The organism is Aquimarina besae, assembly GCF_042434905.1.
In the GTDB taxonomy this organism is placed as follows: Bacteria; Bacteroidota; Bacteroidia; order Flavobacteriales; family Flavobacteriaceae; genus Aquimarina.
Map to the genome: position 1 here is coordinate 1464603 of NZ_CP170199.1, position 17607 is coordinate 1482209.

Sequence of the window (17607 nt, forward strand, 5' to 3'; positions counted from 1 at the left end):
TTGTTGATTTTAAATTGTTGATATTTCCCATTTGGGGATATTCTTAATGTTATATTTAATTTTAAATTTAGAGCGCTCTGTGATGTTGTGCAAAGATCCAATACAATAAGGGTTGGTTATTAATGAATCTTCATTCTCTAATGTTGTCCTGTCAAAAACTTTAATCTGTGTATAGATACATATATCTGGGGTTTCTTCATAGTTTTCAGGGATTGACTGCCAAGGACTTTCGAAATAAAAGGATTGATTCTTTGAAATATCTTTATTATCCTTTTTACTAATATTAAATAAGGGTTGAATTATTCGTCTTTTTGTTTCTTTTTCGGTGTTACTAATATAATATTCATCGCCATATTGATTTAAATAAGGCTCTTTGGAAAAAAAAGAATAACCCAGTGATACTTTAATTTCTTCAGGGACCAGAACGCCTCCTTTTATCAGTTGAGGCGCCAGATTATTTGTGATAGCTACTTGAGGTTCCTTCGTCAAGGCATGAAACATTGTTTCTGTAATAATGAGATGCAATGATTTGTTCTTGGGGTACTTATACTTAGTGGCATCCGCAGTAATAATTTCAGAAATATAGTTTTGATAATCTAATTCGGAAATTATTGCTCCTACAATATTTAATGAATCTTTATTAACGTCAAGTAATGTGACTGAAATTTGCTCCGTCTTGAAAAAAGAAAGTAATGGTAAAATTAATGGAGCATAAGGGCCACAACCAGCGTATAGGATATTTATTTTAGTTTTAGAGAATTTCGATAGTGTATAGGTGATAGCATTATGAACTCCTTTGATAAATCGGGCAGTCCTTTTATAGTCTTTTAAGCAATCGGCAGCGTTGTCTGTAGAAAGCGCTACCCCGTGCTCAAGGAATATATCCTTCGAGTCACTTTTATCATAGTGATGATTGTATAAAAATTGATCATAGAAATTATGTAGTTCTAACACACTAGCTATTTCGTTAGACTCATTAGAGTCCAATAAAAACTGTCCAATTCGGTGTAATTCTTCTACAGGATGTTTGGTGGTTTCTATCATACTATTTTTATAGTGAACAAAGAGAGATTGATTCGTTCTCTCTTTGTTTTGTTGATATTATTAATTTCTTGAAGGGAAAATACCTTGTAAACAAATGATATAATATATTCCTAACCAAGGTTGCATATTATTAACACTTTGGTTTCCTCCTGTGTTCGTAGTCTGAACTGATTGACTATTTAATGTAACATCAGGTGTTGCTGCATTAAAGCCTAAAGTAGGACTAAAAGATCTTCCTGATCCTGTTCCTGGCGTTGCTACAGAGCCATTCGCAGTAGGAGTACTTTCTGTGGCATTTGCCGAGCTCACTTTTACAGATCCAGTATGACTGTGTGCAGGAAGCTGATTTGTAGTAAGAACATTGGTTTCAGTTCCACTACGTTGTCCTAAATTTCTAGGTGTTAATCCTGGACCATTACCTGGACTGATAGGTACACGACCTCTTAGATCTGGTAGTCCAAAGGTAGTTCTTCCATCACCACCATAAGTGGTTCCTAAAATTGAAAATAATGCTTGATTAGAATTAATAGCTAATAGTTGCCCATCACAAAATGCCCAAGTTCTTGGTGCAAAATTACCTGCGAACATTCTTATTTCTCCAATGGTTCCTTCCATAATGTTTTGTTTTAAATTAATTAAAAATTTAGTTTCTAGAAGGAAAAATTCCTTGTAGGCATATGATATAGTAACAAGATAACCAAGGTTGCATGTTATTTACAGATTGACCTCCTCCAGTGTTTCCTGTTTGTACAGATTGATTGTTTAATGTAACATCTGGGGTTGCAGTGTTAAAACCTAAAGTAGGAGTAAAGGATCTTCCTGACCCCGTTCCAGGAGTTGCAATCGATGCATTTGCTGATGGTGTGCTTTCTGATGCATTCGCAGAGCTAACTTTTACAGCGCCGAAATGGTTATGCGCTGGAATTTGAGTAACATTTAAGGTGTTCGTTTCTGTTCCGCCTCGCTGCCCTTCTCTGTAGCTGCTTAAACCTGGTCCATTACCAGGACCGATAGGTACACGACCTCTAAGATCTGGTAATGCCATGGTTGTTCTTCCATCACCCCCATAGATAGTTCCTATAATAGAGAATAGTGCTGTATTCTGTGAAATTGGCAATAATTGCCCTTCGCAAAATGCCCAGGCCCTTGGTGCAAAATTACCCGCAAACATGCGAACTTCTCCTATTGTTCCTTCCATATTGAATTGATTTTAAGATTAATAAATTAGTTATTTAGTAATTACAGCCGTTTACAAGACTGTTTGTTGTTTTCTTTGTAAGCTAGTTGTGAAACAATGCCCTTGTCGTACTCCTAGATGCACATATTTAGTTCCTGATAAAATACCAGCATCAGAACTAATAGCATTAATTTTTAATATTTTTCCGTATTTACAATACACATACAATCCTTCTTGTGGATGTGCGTGTATGATCTCACCCGTGGTTTTACCTAGTAGCGGTTGACTGTCTACAGGGGAAACTTCTATAATTCTTATAGGAGATCCCTGATAATAGGTAGTAGCACCACCATATTTGGGGTTGCAAGCATTAACCAATTGTTCTATTTCATCTGCAGTCTGTGTCTCCCAATAAATTGTAGTATCTTTTTCTATAGGTCTGGTATAGTATGCAATGCCTTTATCTGATTGAGGCTTCAAGTTTTTTGGCTCAACTATTAATTCTAAAACTTTTTGGGTGAGTTCTCCCAGCATATAACTCATCTTAGAATTAGCCATGCCCAACGTCTCTCCTGGGATTAATGGTACTGGTTGTTCGATTAAAATTTTCCCGGTATCCCAATCGGTATCCATTTGATGGATAGTAATCGCAGTTTGCTTTTGCCCTTGTTTGATTGACCAGAATAGTGGGTCTGGGCCTCTATTTTCTGGTAATTTTCCAAAATGCACGTTTAAAAAACCATAAGTTGGTATGGTCAGCACCTCTTTAGGAATTTTAATAGAAAAACCACAAACCAATACCAAGTCAGGAGTTTTGTTTTCTAACCAGGTTTTGAATCCTTCCTGGATATTTTGTTTATTAATAAGATACATATCCAAACCTTCTTTTTGGATAGCGGTATACCAGAAATTCTTTTTAGGATGAGGTACTTCGGATTCTTGAAAACCTACTGCGTCCAAATAATTATCTTTTGATAGATACTTATAGACAGATAGACAAACAGGAAAGCTTCCGATAAGTACGATTTTCATGAATTCATGTTTTATAATTTACCGGAGATGAATCCAGCTTTTCTAATTGAAATATTCGAATGATTTCTTCTAACATCCCAATTCACCAAAGCTAAATAGAGTATTAGAAAAAATAAATACGTATAACTACCTGAATTTTGGCAAAAGCGTTAGCTGATGACAGCTATTTGCTTTTTTGAGGAACCTTTTAGCGTGATTGTATTTCCACTTACATTTTTATATGTAAATGTATTTTCTTTTCCAAAAGATGCAGCAATAACTTCATTAGGGGAAATAAACTGAAGTGTATCTAGATTTAATCCGTGGGCATCGGCACTTTTACTAAAGTTTTCAATCAAAGAATTAAATGCATTAGATGTTGGTTCGTTAAGAATATGATGTTGATATGTTCCTTGATGTTCTATTAATAAAGCAATTTCCTTAGTTTTAAAACCAATTAGTGGGTTTTTACTGAGTGGAATCGCATAACAGTTTTCGCTTAGTTTAACAATTTCAGCGGGGTTATAACTATATCCTTTTTCATCAAGTTTTTGAAGCAGTAGTTTATGTGCTTCTAATGCATGGTAGGATAATGAGTTAACGGGTAGTAGATAAATTTGATCAGAGATTCTATTAAATCCTTTCCCTATGGAAAAAAGAGAAATAGAATTGTCATTTGCAAAAATAGAGGTAGGAGATAGCGATAAAGCACCGGCAGTTAGTGTTCCTGATGCTAGAAAATTTCTTCGGTTCATAAAAAGGGGTATGTAAAGTTCTACAATAGGCTTATTAGGTTTTTAAGAGGATAAACAAAGTCTTAATATTTTCTTAAAGCTAAGTAAAAAAATTAACATTTATAGTTTTAAATCCGTTTTTTTACGGCAAAAGAGTAGTTTAATGCGCTGATTTTCAAGGTATTTTCCCCATATAATCTTGAGGAGTGATGCTATTTTGTTGTGATTTACTGCTTTTGTAAAATCTTTTTATAACAACAAAAAAAAGATGATTCAAGAAATGATCTACTTGAGATACAAACACTTTTTCTCATAATCTATGATCGCTTTTCCCTTTTTTAAAACATCCGCACCAATAATCCCGTCCACAGGCTCTGCTTGATGCGCTATAAGGGCAGTGTTAACGTGACTAAGATCAAACAAAATAAGTGAAATACTTTTTTTAGACCACTTGCCCAATTGTAGTGTGTTTCTTTTAGAGAGTTGTGTTAGCATATCTGTGGCCCCGGCCCCGGCAGCTTTTACATCACTATCTTGTGCAAAAAGATTGAATTTTTCTACTGCATCAAAACCAACACACGAATTAGATGCTCCGGTATCTACAATAAAATTACCTTCTATGCCATTAAGCATTGCTTTAACCTCAAAATGATTGGTTTTGGTATACACAAGTTTAATGCGATGATATTCTTTTTCAATTAGAAACTGGCGAAGTGTTGTCATTTTAATTTTTGTCGAATCACGAACAAAAATAGTATAATTAATAAGAATCCTCCGATAATAAATATCCAATTAGATGTTGATTCGGTTGGAGGTTGATGAACTCCATAATACACAAATGAAGCCCAGTAATAAGGTGATTTTTGTGTATTGGAAATTTCTTTTGCTTCAAGGAAATCTATTTTAGCCTGATGTAATCCGTGAACATAGGAGTTGGTTTGATGTAAGTTTTGGTAGAAACGCTGCATTAATTGGGAAGTGGTTTTGTCATTTACTTTCCACAGAGAAAATAATACATTTTGTACTCCTGCGTATTGAAACCCTCTACCAATGCTAAGCGGACCTTCTCCTTTTGCTAAAGTGCCAATGCCTGTTTCACAAGCACTCAGCACAACTAAGTCGGTTTTTAATTGTAATCCGTATAACTGATTTACCAATATATTTTGATCTCTGAATTGTATAGAAGCAGGTCTGGAAAAACTGCCTGCTTCAGCGTGTGTAGACAAATGTATAATAGAGTGATTTTCTACTTCTTTTAGAAAACGAGTGTAGGTAGCTTCTCCTTTTTCTAAATATACTCCAGAAAATTTTTGTTGTATATAACGTTGCTCATCTAAAGAAAAGGAAAGTTCTAGCTGGGTATTTTCAAAAACCGGAAATATACCAAGTATACTTTTTTCCTTTTTGCTGTAATTGGATTTTAAATATTTTCCTGCCGAAATTTCGTAATTTATAATCCTTGATTTTAGAAGGAAAGGCATCCTATTAAAACTTAAAACATCACTTTTTTTGGTCAATAATGTTTCAAAGGGAATAAAATTAAGCAGTCCATCAGGAATGATTAATAGGTTTTTAGTGTTAGGTATATTTAGAATACGATATAGGTCAAAACTACTTTCCGAAAAACCCTTTACATTATTGGTAATAGTAGAGGCATTGTTAAAATAACGTATATAGTTCTGGGTGATATTTCTAAAATGCTCAATATCTTCAATTTCTATTATTTCAATTGAATCAGCATCAATTTTAAACTGGTATAAGGTGTTCTTTCCAAAAAAATATTCGATCAGAGTAAGATCATCTTGTTTTAGTTTTTCTTGAAGCTCAGTAATTGAGATTTTTTCTTGTTTAAAAAGAAGATTGGGATATTTTTTCTGAAGTTCTTGAGTTACATCCTTAAACTCTATAGATTTCATTTCATATGCCGACATCCATTTTTGAATTTGTGAGATGTTAGCCTTGTCTTCCTTTTGCCTTTCTTTTAGGATATAAGTGTCATAAGTCGCCATTTCGCTAGTAAGTTGCTTGTTTTTATTTACTAACGAATCGTTTTTATACTGTAATAGTAGTTGTTTAGATAGTAATGCTTCATTGACAAAAGGAGCTTTAGAGTTTTCTGCTGCTTCAAATGCTTTTACGACATATTTTATATCGTTGGTTTTAGTATGGATCGTATATAAAAGATCAATATAGCTTTCGGTTCGATTTCTGTTTTGGCTATGCTGAAGGATCTTTGTGTTTTGTATAGGATATGCCTGATTCAACTTTGAATTTACCTCAAAAGCTGCTTCATATACTTTAATTGCTGAAATTGGATCGTTGAGTTGTTGTAAAATGTAAGTCTGAACATCTAGCGTTTTTAGTAAAATTCTATCTGCTATAAGCATTTCTGTTGTAGGAAGATTCATTTCCATTGAATATTCTGGTAGGAGAGAGGCATAGATTTCTTTTATGTTAAACAAGGCTTCAGCATATGCAGATTTCGAAAGTAAAACGTCGATATAAGCCAGTTGCCATTTAGCAAAATCTCGGGAAGAGGTATTTGGGTTTTTCAACAATTGATATTTTGCCTTTTGAATATAACTTTGGGCATTTTGTAGATCCTTATTTTCTAAGGCTACTGCTGCTAGAATCTGGTAAGCATTGACCTGAGAAGCATCTATAGAAATTACCTTGTTAGCATAGCTTTCTGCTTCCTTAATTGATCCGGAATCTAAGTAGTTAGTGGCCAAATTTGTAAGGATATTTACGTTTTTTGGAGCTAATCTCTCGCCATTTTTGAGAATTTTGATTGCTTTTAGAAAATTACTTTGATTATTATATGCAATAGATAAATTGGTGATTGCAGCAATTATTTTGTCAGTATGTTGAGATTGTTCTGCCAGATACAAGTAATTAGTGATTGTATTTTCTGCCTTCTGGAGATCTCCAATTTTAATATATAGATTCCCCAAAGGTTGTAAGCAATTTTCAATGATATCATAATCCTTAAGGTTGTTATCATAAAAGTTTTTCCAGGCCTTTTCGTAATACATAATGGCTGTGGGGAGGCTTCCAAATTGATTGTAATAATATCCCATATTGCTATGAACAATTACCCATGCAAGTTTGTCTTCTTTGGTAACAAGTTGATTTTCTTTAGAAGCAATAAGTTTGCTTAATCGATTTAATTTTGAATTTGACGGCTGTTTTAAAAAATCATCTAATTGAGTATATAAAAATTCTGAAGTATTTGTTTTTTGTTGGGAAAAAAGTGGTTCATTTCCTAAAGTAAGGAAAAGAATAAGCAAAATGATTACTCTAAAATTTCCAAATCCCATAAAACTGAATTTGAGAATTTGGAGTATCAAAGTTATAAACGTACCTCACACCAATACTAGGTCCAATCCTCACGGTTCCCAGATTCATGCCTATAAAAACTCCGGTTTGAAGGTTCGTAAAACTATCATCTATTTCCTGAGCAGAAAATGTGTTTACATCTGGATTAGGAAATTCTGTTCCATCAACATCTATAAAAAAACCTTCGCCTGTGGTTTCTTGTTTGTTGGTGCTAGTAAGGTCCAGTTTTAACTGTACACCAGCCCCCATAGCAAAATAATTATTGAAATTATATCGAAAGGATCCAGGAACGGCATATATCGTGATATTATCGTATTGATTACTTTCAGAAAAACGGAGTAAATCAACTGTTCCATTTGGATTAATATTGCGTGTTTCAAAATTTCTGGTTTCATCGTAAGAAGCGGATGAAAAGAATAGTTCGGCCTGATAATATCCTCTGTAGGATTTAAATGGTGATAATGTGGCTCCAACAAAATATTCTCTTTGATTATCTAATTCGGGTACCGTAATGTATCCTGCCTTAGCTCCAATCGAAATTCCCGGTAAGAATCGGGTAGTGGCATAATTAGTAATTATAGGTTCGTTTTTATCAAAGTAAATAGCAGTTCTGCTCCTCGTCTTTTTTTTGTGAAAGTTTTTACCGAATTTCATAGAGTACTTTACAAAACCTTTAGTAGAATCAATCTCTTCTACATTCTTTTGTTCACTTCCGGGAAGATAAATTCTATTAAACTGGAAGATGATTTTGTCTTTTTGTAAAATGGTATCCAGACAACTGTAATTTACTTCTCGCTCTTTTGGGCAAATTGGACATTCCGGATACATGCTATCAATTTTCAATGTAGATTTATCGAACATTTCGGGTGTATCTACTTCTAGTTTGATCGTATTGGCTGGTCCTTCTCCATTATTTTGAAAACGTACTTTGAATTTTAATCTTTTAAATCTTACCAAACGATAGTTCATTAACCATCCATTAGAAGACATTTTGTTAGGATCATGAGAAGTTACAATCTCCATTTCTGTATCTTTTACAGTATGATCATCAAAATTGTTGTCAGGCACATAGACACTTCTTATAGTGACTATAGCACTGGTATCTTTGATCATTTCAGGAGTGGTTTTCAGTGTTCTAAAGATATTGCGTTCTTCTCCGGGTTTCATATCGTCAAATTCTATGATTTGATAACTTCGATATAAGGCTTTTGATTCTTCCAGCGTAAGTGGAAAGTTTTTTCGTTTGGTAGAATCTTGTACAAAAAGTGTTTTAGACTTCAAAAAAGAAATGCTGTTAGAGGCTAACAAAGTATGATCGTCATTTTCCGGAAGTACAGAAGAAACAGCATCTAGAGGAACTATGCGCTCGTCGTGATGTAGTCTAGTATCTTCTATAGTGAAATTATCATTCTTAAATCGTAAGTCATTATAGAATAAATATAATTTTCCGCTGGATACATAATTATTATTGTTCTTATAACTAGTGATAAATACCATTTCCTGATCCGGAATTGGCTCCCGATTTCTTTTTAATATCAGATCTTCATCTTCTGTAAAAGGAGAGTTACTCTCTGTAGATGCCTCATCGTAAGCATCGCTGATAGTCACAGATTTTGGTCTGGATGCAGGAGGTTTTCCGTTGTCGTAATTGTTTGTTGCCCAAAGTTTAGCCTCATAAGTTCCATTCTTACCATATGTATGTACAGGCTTTTCTTTGAAACTATATTGACCATCACCAAATTCCCAATAGTAGGTGTAAAAAGCTTTGGGAGCGCCTGCAATTTGATTAAGCGCCGGCATTTCTGCACTGTACACAACCTGATTCCCTTCAATTTCATAAGATATTGGTGCTATTCTGGGAATCGTATCATTAGTCAATATTTGCGCAACACAGAAAAAAGGGAAGAAAATAAGTATCAGTAAAGCCGAAAATCTATTCATGATTTGTTGTTAGTGTTAATAAAGATAAACAAAAAGTTAAATCAGCTACATTTCTATTTTTAAGAATTAAAATTCCGGAAGATAATCTTCCGGAATTTTTGCTGAAATTTGCTGTAACCCCCATTACCTAATATGCATATTCCAGTGTGAGTGTTTTTTTACGGGAGACCGTTTATCAATGCTGCCAATTCTGCTTCTGTTCCAGTGTTTGTACTTCCAATGACTTCTACGTGATCTTCTTCTATAGTGATTCCCTGGATTGCATAGATATATTGATCATCTTGTACTGATACAAAAATGATATGTACTTCTAATCCGATAGGAATCAATCCGTAATGTTCAGAGAAAAGACCAGTGTCGGGATTATAAATATCTAATAAAGCCAGCGCAGTTGGTTCACCATCATAGGATACGTAAACATTACTATTTGTGTTGTCAAAACCTTCTGGTACGTCTACGTATAAAACTGTTTTAGGTCGTGGATCGTTAAACCAACGATCAATATTTGTCCATCCAAAGTTGCTAAGAAAACCTCCGTATCCGCTAACTCCTTCTCCGTTTGGACCTTCCCTTTGCATAGGTTCCAATCCACCTTGCTCGTCTTCTTCCCATACAATATCACATTCTAAATCATCACCGTCACAATCATTATCCAGACCATCAAATAACCTCATATCTTCATCAAATTCATCAGCAGGTGCAAACAATTGGAAATTATTTGCTACTTCTAATTGTTCTCCGTTTTGTGTTGCATTAATATAGAACTCCCCAGCGGATATAAGTGTTTCTACGTCTCCATTGGGACGTTTACCGTTTGTAGGCATTTTAGTAAGCAGCATCTTTGCTTTGTCATAGATTTCTATAAGTTCTACAGTAACGTTACCGGTAACCGGATCTCCATTTTGATCTACAATACTCCCTGGTGGAAAATATAGAATGGTGCCCTCTTCGCCATATACCTGTCCAGTTCCATCATTAAGTGTGAAGGTTTGCAAAGCTTCTTCTCGATTTTCTAAAATCTCAGTTTCTAATTCTAATCCACCTAAAACCTGTTCAATTATAATATCATTATCATCATTGCTGCTACAGCTTGCAAATAAAAGTATAGCGAAACCTAAAAATAATAAATGAATCATTGTTTTTTTTACATTCTTACTATCCTTCAGTAATGTAATTGTTGTACTATTTGTTTTCATGTTTTTAGTTTTAATGGCCCTTTTTGGACTTTCTAAATTTTGTTGTTTACATCTTCATATCAACAACACTAATTTTTTGTTACCCTTTTTCTTAAAAACTTTTTTAATTTAGTTGCTCAGACCAATCATTTATGGGAAATAATAAAGCGCATGCTGATCAGAAATATATTGAAGCCCTCTTAAAGAATGACAGTATAGTTCTTAAAGAGATGTATGAAAAATTTGCTCCCAAAGTTGTTGGGTATATAAAAAAGAATAACGGCGATGACTCTCAGGCGCAAGATGTTATTCAGGAGACCTTGATGACAATATATAGACAAGCAAAAGAAAAGCAATTAGTACTTACCTGTCCATTTGATGCTTATTTCTTTTTACTTTGTAAACGGAAATGGTTGAATGAGCTAAAAAAGAATACCTCTAAAGAGGTAACAATTAATGAGGAGGTCGTATCTATAAATGACGAGAGTGATCGGTATGCAGAGGATGCCTTGGTTTTTGAAGCTAGAAATGAGCTTTTTGCAGAAGTCTTTGATCAACTAGGAAAGGCGTGTAAAGAGTTACTTAAGGCTACTTTTACAATCAAATCTATGGAAGAAGTTGCGTTAAAATTAGGGCAATCTTATGGATATGTCCGTAAGAAAAAATCGCTATGTATTGGTCAGCTGACAAAAATGGTTCAGGGCTCTCCTAAGTATAATCAAATAAAGAATTTGTTATGACCCCAGAAGAAAAATATGAGCTTTTTGAACGAAAAATAGGCAATGATCTTTCTGATGATGAAGAAAAGGAATTATCTACAATATTAGAAGAAGATGCTCAACTTGCCGAAGAATTTAAATTATATAATGAATGGAATTCTTACCTAAAATCGAATCTGGATATTCAAAAAGAATCGGAGTTAGAAAGGAACATAAAGGTAATTGGAGACTCGTTTTTTGATAAAAAACCACGTAAAAAAGAAACCAAAGTAATAAGAATACCTTCCTGGGGATATGCCATTGCTGCCAGTATCGCAATTATTTTGGGGATATACACCTTTACCAAAAACGATCCGGTATACAGTGATTTTGTATCAATACCAGCATTGTCTATTGCTGAAAGAGGAACTGAGGATGAAATACTTAAGAAAGCTGAGATGTCGTTCAACTCTGAAAGCTATGAAGACTCAGAAAAGTATCTTTTAGAACTGTTAGAAAAAGATCAAAATAATTCCGAATATCTTTTTTACTTAGGAATTAGTCTATTAGAACAGAATAAACATGCTAAAGCGTCCGAAGTCTTTGAAAGACTGATAAAGGGAACATCTGTTTACCAAAATAGAGCTATCTGGTTTGAAGCTTTGAATCAATTAAAGCAGAAAAATACTGATCGATGTAAATACTTGTTAAAGCAAATACCAAAAGATGCAGAAGATTATCAGCAAGCTCAAAAACTACTGAGAAAATTGTAATTTTTATTTATAACTAACAGCTACATATCTCTTCGAAATTTGGTTATTTTTGCGGCATGATACTTACCGATACACACACCCATATCTATAGCGAATCTTTTAAAGATGATCAGGATGAGATGATGCAAAGAGCTATGTCTGCCGGAGTAAAACGGTTTTTTGTTCCTGCTATTGATTCTGGTTATACCCAATCCATGTATAACATTGAAAATCAATATCCTGATAATGTTTTTTTAATGATGGGTTTGCATCCTACACACGTAAAAGAAAATTATAAAGAGGAGTTGCGTCATGTGGAGGAAGAATTGGAAAAGCGTTTTGATCATGATTCTGATAAAAAATTCTATGCAGTAGGAGAGATAGGAGTGGACTTGTACTGGGATCAAACGTTTCTGAAACAGCAACAAGAGGCTTTTCGACATCAAATTCAGTTGGCAAAAAAGTATCAATTGCCCATAGTAATTCATTGTCGAGATGCTTTTGAAGAAGTATTCGAGGTTTTAGAACTGGAGAAAGGAGAAGATTTGTATGGAATATTTCATTGCTTTACCGGTAGCATTGAAGATGCAAAACGTGCTATTGGATATAATATGAAATTAGGTATTGGAGGTGTCGTAACCTTTAAAAATGGAAAAATAGATACCTTTTTGAATGAACTTTCTTTAAAACATATCGTTTTGGAGACAGATGCACCTTACTTAGCACCAACTCCTTATCGCGGTAAACGAAATGAAAGTTCGTATTTGGTTAATGTGGTAGATAAATTATCTGAAATTTATAATAAATCGCCAGAAGAAATTGCCCAAGTTACTACACAAAACTCCAAGGAGATATTCGGAATATAAGGTCATGGATTGTAGTTTAAATTTTGTTCATTTGTAAGAACGACTATATATAAAGTTGCAATGAAAAATTCACCCAACATCTTATTAATCTACACCGGTGGCACCATTGGGATGGTTAAAAATTTTGATACAGGCGCTTTGGTCGCTTTTGATTTTGACGAACTATTGCTTAATATTCCTGAGCTAAAACAGTTGGACTGCCAAATAGAGACTACTAGTTTTAAGAAACCAATTGATTCTTCGGATATGGATGTCGAACGATGGAAGGAATTGGGTGGGATCATTAATGATAATTATGAAAAGTATCATGGATTCGTTGTTTTGCACGGAAGTGATACCATGTCCTATACTGCTTCCGCAATAAGTTTTATGTTTGAAAATTTGGGAAAACCAATTATTTTCACGGGATCTCAATTACCTATTGGGGATTTAAGGACAGATGCTAAAGAAAATTTGATCACAGCTGTTCAGATTGCAGCTTTACAAGAAAAAGGCAAACCTGTAATTACTGAAGTAGGATTGTATTTTGAATATAAATTACTTAGGGCAAATAGAACTACCAAGATCAATGCTGAGCATTTTAAGGCATTTCAATCACTTAATTATCCGACTTTGGTCGAATCGGGGGTCCATCTAAAAGTAAATACCACTTATTTACAACCGGTAAATCGACGAAAGAAAATGGTTTATCATACACATTTTGATAATAATATTATTGTTATTAAAATGTTTCCGGGGATAAATGAAACGATTCTAAAGAGTATTTTTTCTTCAGAAGCCATAAAAGGTATAATTCTGGAGACCTATGGATCTGGCAATACAACTACTAAAAAATGGTTTTTGGATATGGTTTCCGAACAAATAAAAAAAGGCATCCCAATTATAAATGTCACTCAATGTGCTGGAGGAAGTGTAGAAATGGGGAAGTATAATACTAGTGTCGCATTGAAAAAGGCGGGTGTAATTTCAGGAAAAGATATCACGACAGAAGCAGCTGTGGCTAAACTAATGTATTTATTGGGAGAAAAATTGCCGCTTAAAGTCCTCAAAACCATTTATGAAACTTCACTACGAGGTGAAATGTCAGAAAATTAACGCCCCAAATTTTAGTAGTTAACATTTTTTTTGTTATTTGCTCAACCATTTTTGGACAAAATTTTTAATAGAGAGGTGGCCGAGTGGTCGAAGGCGCACGCCTGGAAAGTGTGTATACGTCAAAAGCGTATCGAGGGTTCGAATCCCTTCCTCTCTGCATTATTATTAAAATTTTAATGGATTTTGTAATATTTTTTTATCTTTAACCTTTTAACTAATTAAAATTAAGAATCAGCGCAATGAAAAGACTATTTTCTATTCTGGCAATCGCAACAGTAATGGCTTTCGGTAATGTACAAGCAGCCACTGCTCCGGCCCAGTTAACGGCAAACATGCAATTATTAATTGCTCCAATAACAACTACAATTCAGGATGCAAATGAGCCTGCGGCAGCGGAAGAATCATTTCACCAAAACCTGAAAAAACGTTTTATAGAAGGAGGTCCTAGCTTTATGGGAATCGTTCTTTTATGTTTGATTCTTGGTCTTGCGATAGCAATCGAAAGAATTATCTTTTTAAATTTATCTACTACCAATAGTAAGAAACTACAACAAAACGTAGAAGATGCTTTAAATAGCGGTGGAGTAGAAGCAGCAAAGGAAGTTTGTAGAAACACAAAAGGACCTGTAGCTTCTATCTATTATCAAGGACTAGATCGTGCTGATGAGAGCATTGATGCTGCAGAGAAGGCAGTAGTTGCTTACGGAGGTGTTCAAATGGGACAGTTAGAGAAAAATGTATCTTGGGTATCTTTATTTATCGCTTTAGCTCCAATGCTTGGATTTATGGGTACGGTAATCGGTATGATTGACGCATTTGATAAAATTGAAGCAGCTGGAGATATGCAGCCATCATTAGTAGCAGGTGGTATTAAAGTAGCACTTCTTACTACGGTATTTGGACTTATTGTTGCAATTATATTACAGGTTTTCTATAACTACATTATTGCTAAGATTGATAGTATAGTAAACGATATGGAGGATGCATCGATCACTTTAATCGATATGTTAGTAGCGTACAAAAACAAAAAATAATAAATACTTAATAAGGGGTTTTGCTCATATCAAAACCGATTAGAAGATTTAAGTTTATTTATTATTAAAAACAGGTTGTACTGTGTTAACAACCTAATAAAAATTAGTCACATGAAAATTTCAAAAATTTTATCATACGTTGTACTAGCCATCGGTGCTATAGGTGCGGTATTATTGTTCTTAATGAATGGTAACTTTACTACACTTATGGATAACTATGGTATTACAGAAGCAAAAGATTTGGTGAAAGATACATCTTCGTCAGCTTTTGCAGAAGCTACTTCATTGGTAAGTCCTATGTATAATCTTACACTTGTGATTTTTGTGGTTATTATAATAGCTACATTAATTGCTGTTTTCTCTGCTTTAGCTAAAAATCCTGCAGGTCTTAAAAAGGCAGGTATAGGTATCGTTGCGTTTTTAGTGATCATCGGTATTGGGTATGCAATGGCTGAAGGTGTAGAAACAGAAATGAAAGATGGTGAAGTACTATCTGAAAGTGGATCTAAACTAGTAGGAACAGGTTTATATGCTTTCTACTTTTTAGCTGCAATTGCAGTGGGCCTGATGTTGTTATCAGGAGTTAAAAAATTAATAGGTAAATAATTATGGCAAGAAGATCAGCACCAGAGGTAAACGCTGGTTCTATGGCGGATATTGCGTTTTTACTTCTAATATTCTTTCTGGTTACTACAACCATTGATACGGATAGAGGTATTAGTCGTAAACTACCACCGCCTTTAGACGAAACCGTAGAGCCTCCGATTCTTAAGCAGAAAAATATTTTTGTGGTAGAATTAAATAAGAATGATGACCTTTTGGTGGAAGAGTCCCCAATGGAATTAAAGGATTTGCGTGCTGCTGCTGTAGCTTTCTTAGATAATGGTGGTGGAACTGGAGACGAAGCTTGTAGCTATTGCAAGGGTGAAAAAAGTCCTAGTTCTTCAGATAATCCGGAAAAAGCGGTAATTTCTTTACGTAACAATAGAGAAACCAGTTATGCGGCTTATATAGCAGTGCAAAATGAATTAGTTGCGGCTTACACCGAACTTAGAAATAGGGAAGCAGAGCGGTTGTTTGGAAAGACATTTACGCAGATGGAAGCAGATTTAAACGATGTAAATTATTCCGGAAGTAAGGATAGATTAAAAGATCAGATAAAAAAGATTCAATTGATGTATCCAGAAAAACTTTCTGAAGCTGAACCGAAGAAATAAGTATAACATAAAAACGTAGTTATGTCTAAATTTAAAAAGAAAAAAAGCGGTGATTTACCCGCTATTTCTACAGCATCTTTACCTGATATCGTGTTTATGTTACTGTTTTTCTTTATGGTGGCTACTGTGATGAGGGAGAATAATCTTAAAATAGAGAATAGACTTCCAGTTGCAGATCAAACAGAAAAATTGGATAAGAAAAATCTAGTGATGTATATTTACGCAGGAAAGCCGAGCTCACGATATGCGGCAAGTGCAGGAACGCAAGCTAGAATTCAGTTAAACGATAAGTTTGCTGAAGTAAGTGATATTAAACCTTTTGTTTTGGCAGAAAGAGCTGCTAAAAGAGAGGAAGAGGTGCCATTTCTAATTACGGCACTAAAGGTTGACGGTAATACAAATATGGGTCTTGTTGGCGATATAAAGAAAGAATTGAGAGAAGTTCAAGCGCTAAAAATTAACTATACCACAAGACAAGGTGATGCAACCGATAACCTGAATCAGTAAAGGTTAAAGAAATTTATTAATTACAAAAACCCATTTATCTGAGATAAGTGGGTTTTTTATTTTATATAAGAAAATTTAATTTTTCTCTAACAATTAAACTTCATTGTATAATGGCATAACAATTGTGCTAAACTTTATAACTGTGATCTGTTTGTGATCAATATCTAGCCTTCCAAAAGTAAGTGGTGTTGAAATAATAGGAGTGATACAGTTGTATATCCATAGCGGTTCTAGTATATACTAGGATTCGTTATTTACATTCTCCAGAAAACGTTTGTGATCGTTTAATGGTACGAATGCTACTCTTCTTAATAATACCGCCTTGTTTCAGATTCACAGTTTGTTGATCTAGTAAGTAATTATTAACTAAATATGTATTATTATGGCTAGAAGATTAGCACCAGAAGTGAACGCGGGATCCATGGCGGATATCGCTTTTTTATTACTTATCTTTTTTTTGGTAAGTACAACCATTGAAACCGATTACGGAATCAGTAGAAGATTGCCTCCACCTCCCGAAGAAGTCAAACCTGAAGTTAAGGTTAAAGAAAAGAACTTATTTAGGGTTGAAATTAATCAGGCTAATGAATTGTTTGTAGAGAAAAAACCTTTACGTATTGAGGATCTAAAAGAAGCTGCTATTGCGTTTTTAGATAATGGTGGAGGAGATGAAACAGAGTATTGTAGTTACTGTAAGGGTAAACGGGATTCTAAATCTTCAGATAATCCCAATAGGGCGATCATCTCTTTAATCAACAGCAGAGAGACAAGTTATGAAGCCTACATTGCGGTTCAGAATGAGCTGGTGAGTGCGTATACTGAATTAAGGAATAGAGAGGCGCAAAGAGTATTTGGAGTATCCTTTGAGCATATGAAAACACAACTTAAAGATGCTAATTACTCTGGAAATAAAACAAAGCTTCGTGACCAAATAAGGCAGATTCAATCTTTGTTCCCCGAAAAGCTTTCCGAAGCTGAACCTATTACTTCATCATTGTAATATCTAAAAAAAAAGCA

At 34.4% G+C, this 17607-nt stretch carries 18 protein-coding genes and 1 tRNA gene; 10 read left to right on the forward strand and 9 right to left on the reverse strand.

The window, feature by feature from the left end; all coding sequences use genetic code 11:
• Positions 1-9 precede the first annotated feature (9 nt).
• From ACE94K_RS06270 to ACE94K_RS06310, 9 genes are all read right to left on the reverse strand, one after another.
• Positions 10-1044: a hypothetical protein gene (locus ACE94K_RS06270; protein ID WP_378181524.1), complete on the reverse strand. Its 1035-nt coding sequence runs from the start codon at positions 1042-1044 to the stop codon at positions 10-12.
• A 60-nt stretch (positions 1045-1104) separates the two neighbouring features.
• Positions 1105-1659 carry a phage tail protein gene (locus tag ACE94K_RS06275; RefSeq protein WP_378181527.1) on the reverse strand — a complete coding sequence of 185 codons (555 nt, stop codon included), beginning with the start codon at positions 1657-1659 and terminating at the stop codon, positions 1105-1107.
• 28 nt (positions 1660-1687) lie between these two features.
• On the reverse strand, positions 1688-2242 hold the full coding sequence (locus tag ACE94K_RS06280) for a phage tail protein (RefSeq protein ID WP_378181530.1): 555 nt from the start codon (positions 2240-2242) through the stop codon (positions 1688-1690).
• Between the two features lie 51 nt (positions 2243-2293).
• Complete coding sequence (locus tag ACE94K_RS06285) at positions 2294-3253, reverse strand: methionyl-tRNA formyltransferase (protein ID WP_378181533.1); 960 nt, start codon at positions 3251-3253, stop codon at positions 2294-2296.
• Positions 3254-3402: 149 nt separating this feature from the next.
• Positions 3403-3987, reverse strand: a complete 585-nt coding sequence (locus ACE94K_RS06290) for a hypothetical protein (RefSeq protein WP_378181536.1) — start codon at positions 3985-3987, stop codon at positions 3403-3405.
• A gap of 264 nt (positions 3988-4251) precedes the next feature.
• Complete coding sequence (locus tag ACE94K_RS06295; RefSeq protein ID WP_378181539.1) at positions 4252-4689, reverse strand: retropepsin-like aspartic protease; 438 nt, start codon at positions 4687-4689, stop codon at positions 4252-4254.
• On the reverse strand, positions 4686-7286 hold the full coding sequence (locus ACE94K_RS06300) for a CHAT domain-containing protein (protein WP_378181542.1): 2601 nt from the start codon (positions 7284-7286) through the stop codon (positions 4686-4688). Before ACE94K_RS06300 ends, ACE94K_RS06295 begins: the two co-directional genes overlap by 4 nt.
• Complete coding sequence (locus ACE94K_RS06305) at positions 7267-9246, reverse strand: PKD domain-containing protein (protein ID WP_378181545.1); 1980 nt, start codon at positions 9244-9246, stop codon at positions 7267-7269. Before ACE94K_RS06305 ends, ACE94K_RS06300 begins: the two co-directional genes overlap by 20 nt.
• Positions 9247-9404: 158 nt before the next feature.
• Positions 9405-10442: a hypothetical protein gene (locus ACE94K_RS06310; protein WP_378181548.1), complete on the reverse strand. Its 1038-nt coding sequence runs from the start codon at positions 10440-10442 to the stop codon at positions 9405-9407.
• A 131-nt stretch (positions 10443-10573) separates the two neighbouring features.
• Between ACE94K_RS06310 and ACE94K_RS06315 the strand changes: the two genes are divergently transcribed.
• The 10 genes from ACE94K_RS06315 to ACE94K_RS06360 all read left to right on the forward strand — a co-directional run bounded on the left by ACE94K_RS06315 (position 10574) and on the right by ACE94K_RS06360 (position 17590).
• Positions 10574-11161, forward strand: coding sequence for an RNA polymerase sigma factor (locus tag ACE94K_RS06315; protein WP_378181551.1), 588 nt, complete (start codon positions 10574-10576; stop codon positions 11159-11161).
• Complete coding sequence (locus ACE94K_RS06320) at positions 11158-11892, forward strand: tol-pal system YbgF family protein (protein ID WP_378181554.1); 735 nt, start codon at positions 11158-11160, stop codon at positions 11890-11892. Before ACE94K_RS06315 ends, ACE94K_RS06320 begins: the two co-directional genes overlap by 4 nt.
• 56 nt (positions 11893-11948) lie before the next feature.
• Positions 11949-12737 carry a TatD family hydrolase gene (locus tag ACE94K_RS06325; RefSeq protein WP_378181557.1) on the forward strand — a complete coding sequence of 263 codons (789 nt, stop codon included), beginning with the start codon at positions 11949-11951 and terminating at the stop codon, positions 12735-12737.
• 60 nt (positions 12738-12797) lie between these two features.
• Positions 12798-13832 carry an asparaginase gene (locus ACE94K_RS06330; RefSeq protein WP_378181561.1) on the forward strand — a complete coding sequence of 345 codons (1035 nt, stop codon included), beginning with the start codon at positions 12798-12800 and terminating at the stop codon, positions 13830-13832.
• Between the two features lie 69 nt (positions 13833-13901).
• Positions 13902-13989, forward strand: a tRNA-Ser gene (locus ACE94K_RS06335).
• Positions 13990-14071: 82 nt separating this feature from the next.
• Positions 14072-14866, forward strand: coding sequence for a MotA/TolQ/ExbB proton channel family protein (locus tag ACE94K_RS06340; protein WP_378181564.1), 795 nt, complete (start codon positions 14072-14074; stop codon positions 14864-14866).
• A gap of 111 nt (positions 14867-14977) precedes the next feature.
• The gene (locus tag ACE94K_RS06345) at positions 14978-15472 is read left to right on the forward strand and encodes a phosphoethanolamine transferase domain-containing protein (protein WP_378181567.1); all 495 of its coding nucleotides are present in this window, start codon (positions 14978-14980) and stop codon (positions 15470-15472) included.
• Between the two features lie 2 nt (positions 15473-15474).
• The gene (locus tag ACE94K_RS06350; RefSeq protein ID WP_378181570.1) at positions 15475-16083 is read left to right on the forward strand and encodes an ExbD/TolR family protein; all 609 of its coding nucleotides are present in this window, start codon (positions 15475-15477) and stop codon (positions 16081-16083) included.
• A gap of 21 nt (positions 16084-16104) precedes the next feature.
• Positions 16105-16590 (forward strand): ExbD/TolR family protein, encoded by a 486-nt coding sequence (locus ACE94K_RS06355; RefSeq protein ID WP_378181573.1) that lies wholly within the window; start codon positions 16105-16107, stop codon positions 16588-16590.
• Between the two features lie 382 nt (positions 16591-16972).
• Positions 16973-17590, forward strand: a complete 618-nt coding sequence (locus ACE94K_RS06360) for an ExbD/TolR family protein (RefSeq protein ID WP_378181576.1) — start codon at positions 16973-16975, stop codon at positions 17588-17590.
• Positions 17591-17607 lie beyond the last annotated feature (17 nt).

Excerpts from the sequence above, each read along its gene's own strand:
- ACE94K_RS06340 (WP_378181564.1), top strand. The coding sequence starts at position 14,072 with ATGAAAAGACTATTTTCTATTCTGGCAATCGCAACAGTAATGGCTTTC.
- ACE94K_RS06280 (WP_378181530.1), bottom strand. The coding sequence starts at position 2,242 with ATGGAAGGAACAATAGGAGAAGTTCGCATGTTTGCGGGTAATTTTGCA.
- ACE94K_RS06270 (WP_378181524.1), bottom strand. The coding sequence starts at position 1,044 with ATGATAGAAACCACCAAACATCCTGTAGAAGAATTACACCGAATTGGA.
- ACE94K_RS06305 (WP_378181545.1), bottom strand. The coding sequence starts at position 9,246 with ATGAATAGATTTTCGGCTTTACTGATACTTATTTTCTTCCCTTTTTTC.
- ACE94K_RS06355 (WP_378181573.1), top strand. The coding sequence starts at position 16,105 with ATGTCTAAATTTAAAAAGAAAAAAAGCGGTGATTTACCCGCTATTTCT.
- ACE94K_RS06300 (WP_378181542.1), bottom strand. The coding sequence starts at position 7,286 with ATGGGATTTGGAAATTTTAGAGTAATCATTTTGCTTATTCTTTTCCTT.
- ACE94K_RS06330 (WP_378181561.1), top strand. The coding sequence starts at position 12,798 with ATGAAAAATTCACCCAACATCTTATTAATCTACACCGGTGGCACCATT.
- ACE94K_RS06315 (WP_378181551.1), top strand. The coding sequence starts at position 10,574 with ATGGGAAATAATAAAGCGCATGCTGATCAGAAATATATTGAAGCCCTC.
- ACE94K_RS06320 (WP_378181554.1), top strand. The coding sequence starts at position 11,158 with ATGACCCCAGAAGAAAAATATGAGCTTTTTGAACGAAAAATAGGCAAT.
- ACE94K_RS06285 (WP_378181533.1), bottom strand. The coding sequence starts at position 3,253 with ATGAAAATCGTACTTATCGGAAGCTTTCCTGTTTGTCTATCTGTCTAT.
- ACE94K_RS06275 (WP_378181527.1), bottom strand. The coding sequence starts at position 1,659 with ATGGAAGGAACCATTGGAGAAATAAGAATGTTCGCAGGTAATTTTGCA.
- ACE94K_RS06325 (WP_378181557.1), top strand. The coding sequence starts at position 11,949 with ATGATACTTACCGATACACACACCCATATCTATAGCGAATCTTTTAAA.
- ACE94K_RS06290 (WP_378181536.1), bottom strand. The coding sequence starts at position 3,987 with ATGAACCGAAGAAATTTTCTAGCATCAGGAACACTAACTGCCGGTGCT.
- ACE94K_RS06295 (WP_378181539.1), bottom strand. The coding sequence starts at position 4,689 with ATGACAACACTTCGCCAGTTTCTAATTGAAAAAGAATATCATCGCATT.
- ACE94K_RS06310 (WP_378181548.1), bottom strand. The coding sequence starts at position 10,442 with ATGAAAACAAATAGTACAACAATTACATTACTGAAGGATAGTAAGAAT.
- ACE94K_RS06350 (WP_378181570.1), top strand. The coding sequence starts at position 15,475 with ATGGCAAGAAGATCAGCACCAGAGGTAAACGCTGGTTCTATGGCGGAT.
- ACE94K_RS06345 (WP_378181567.1), top strand. The coding sequence starts at position 14,978 with ATGAAAATTTCAAAAATTTTATCATACGTTGTACTAGCCATCGGTGCT.
- ACE94K_RS06360 (WP_378181576.1), top strand. The coding sequence starts at position 16,973 with ATGGCTAGAAGATTAGCACCAGAAGTGAACGCGGGATCCATGGCGGAT.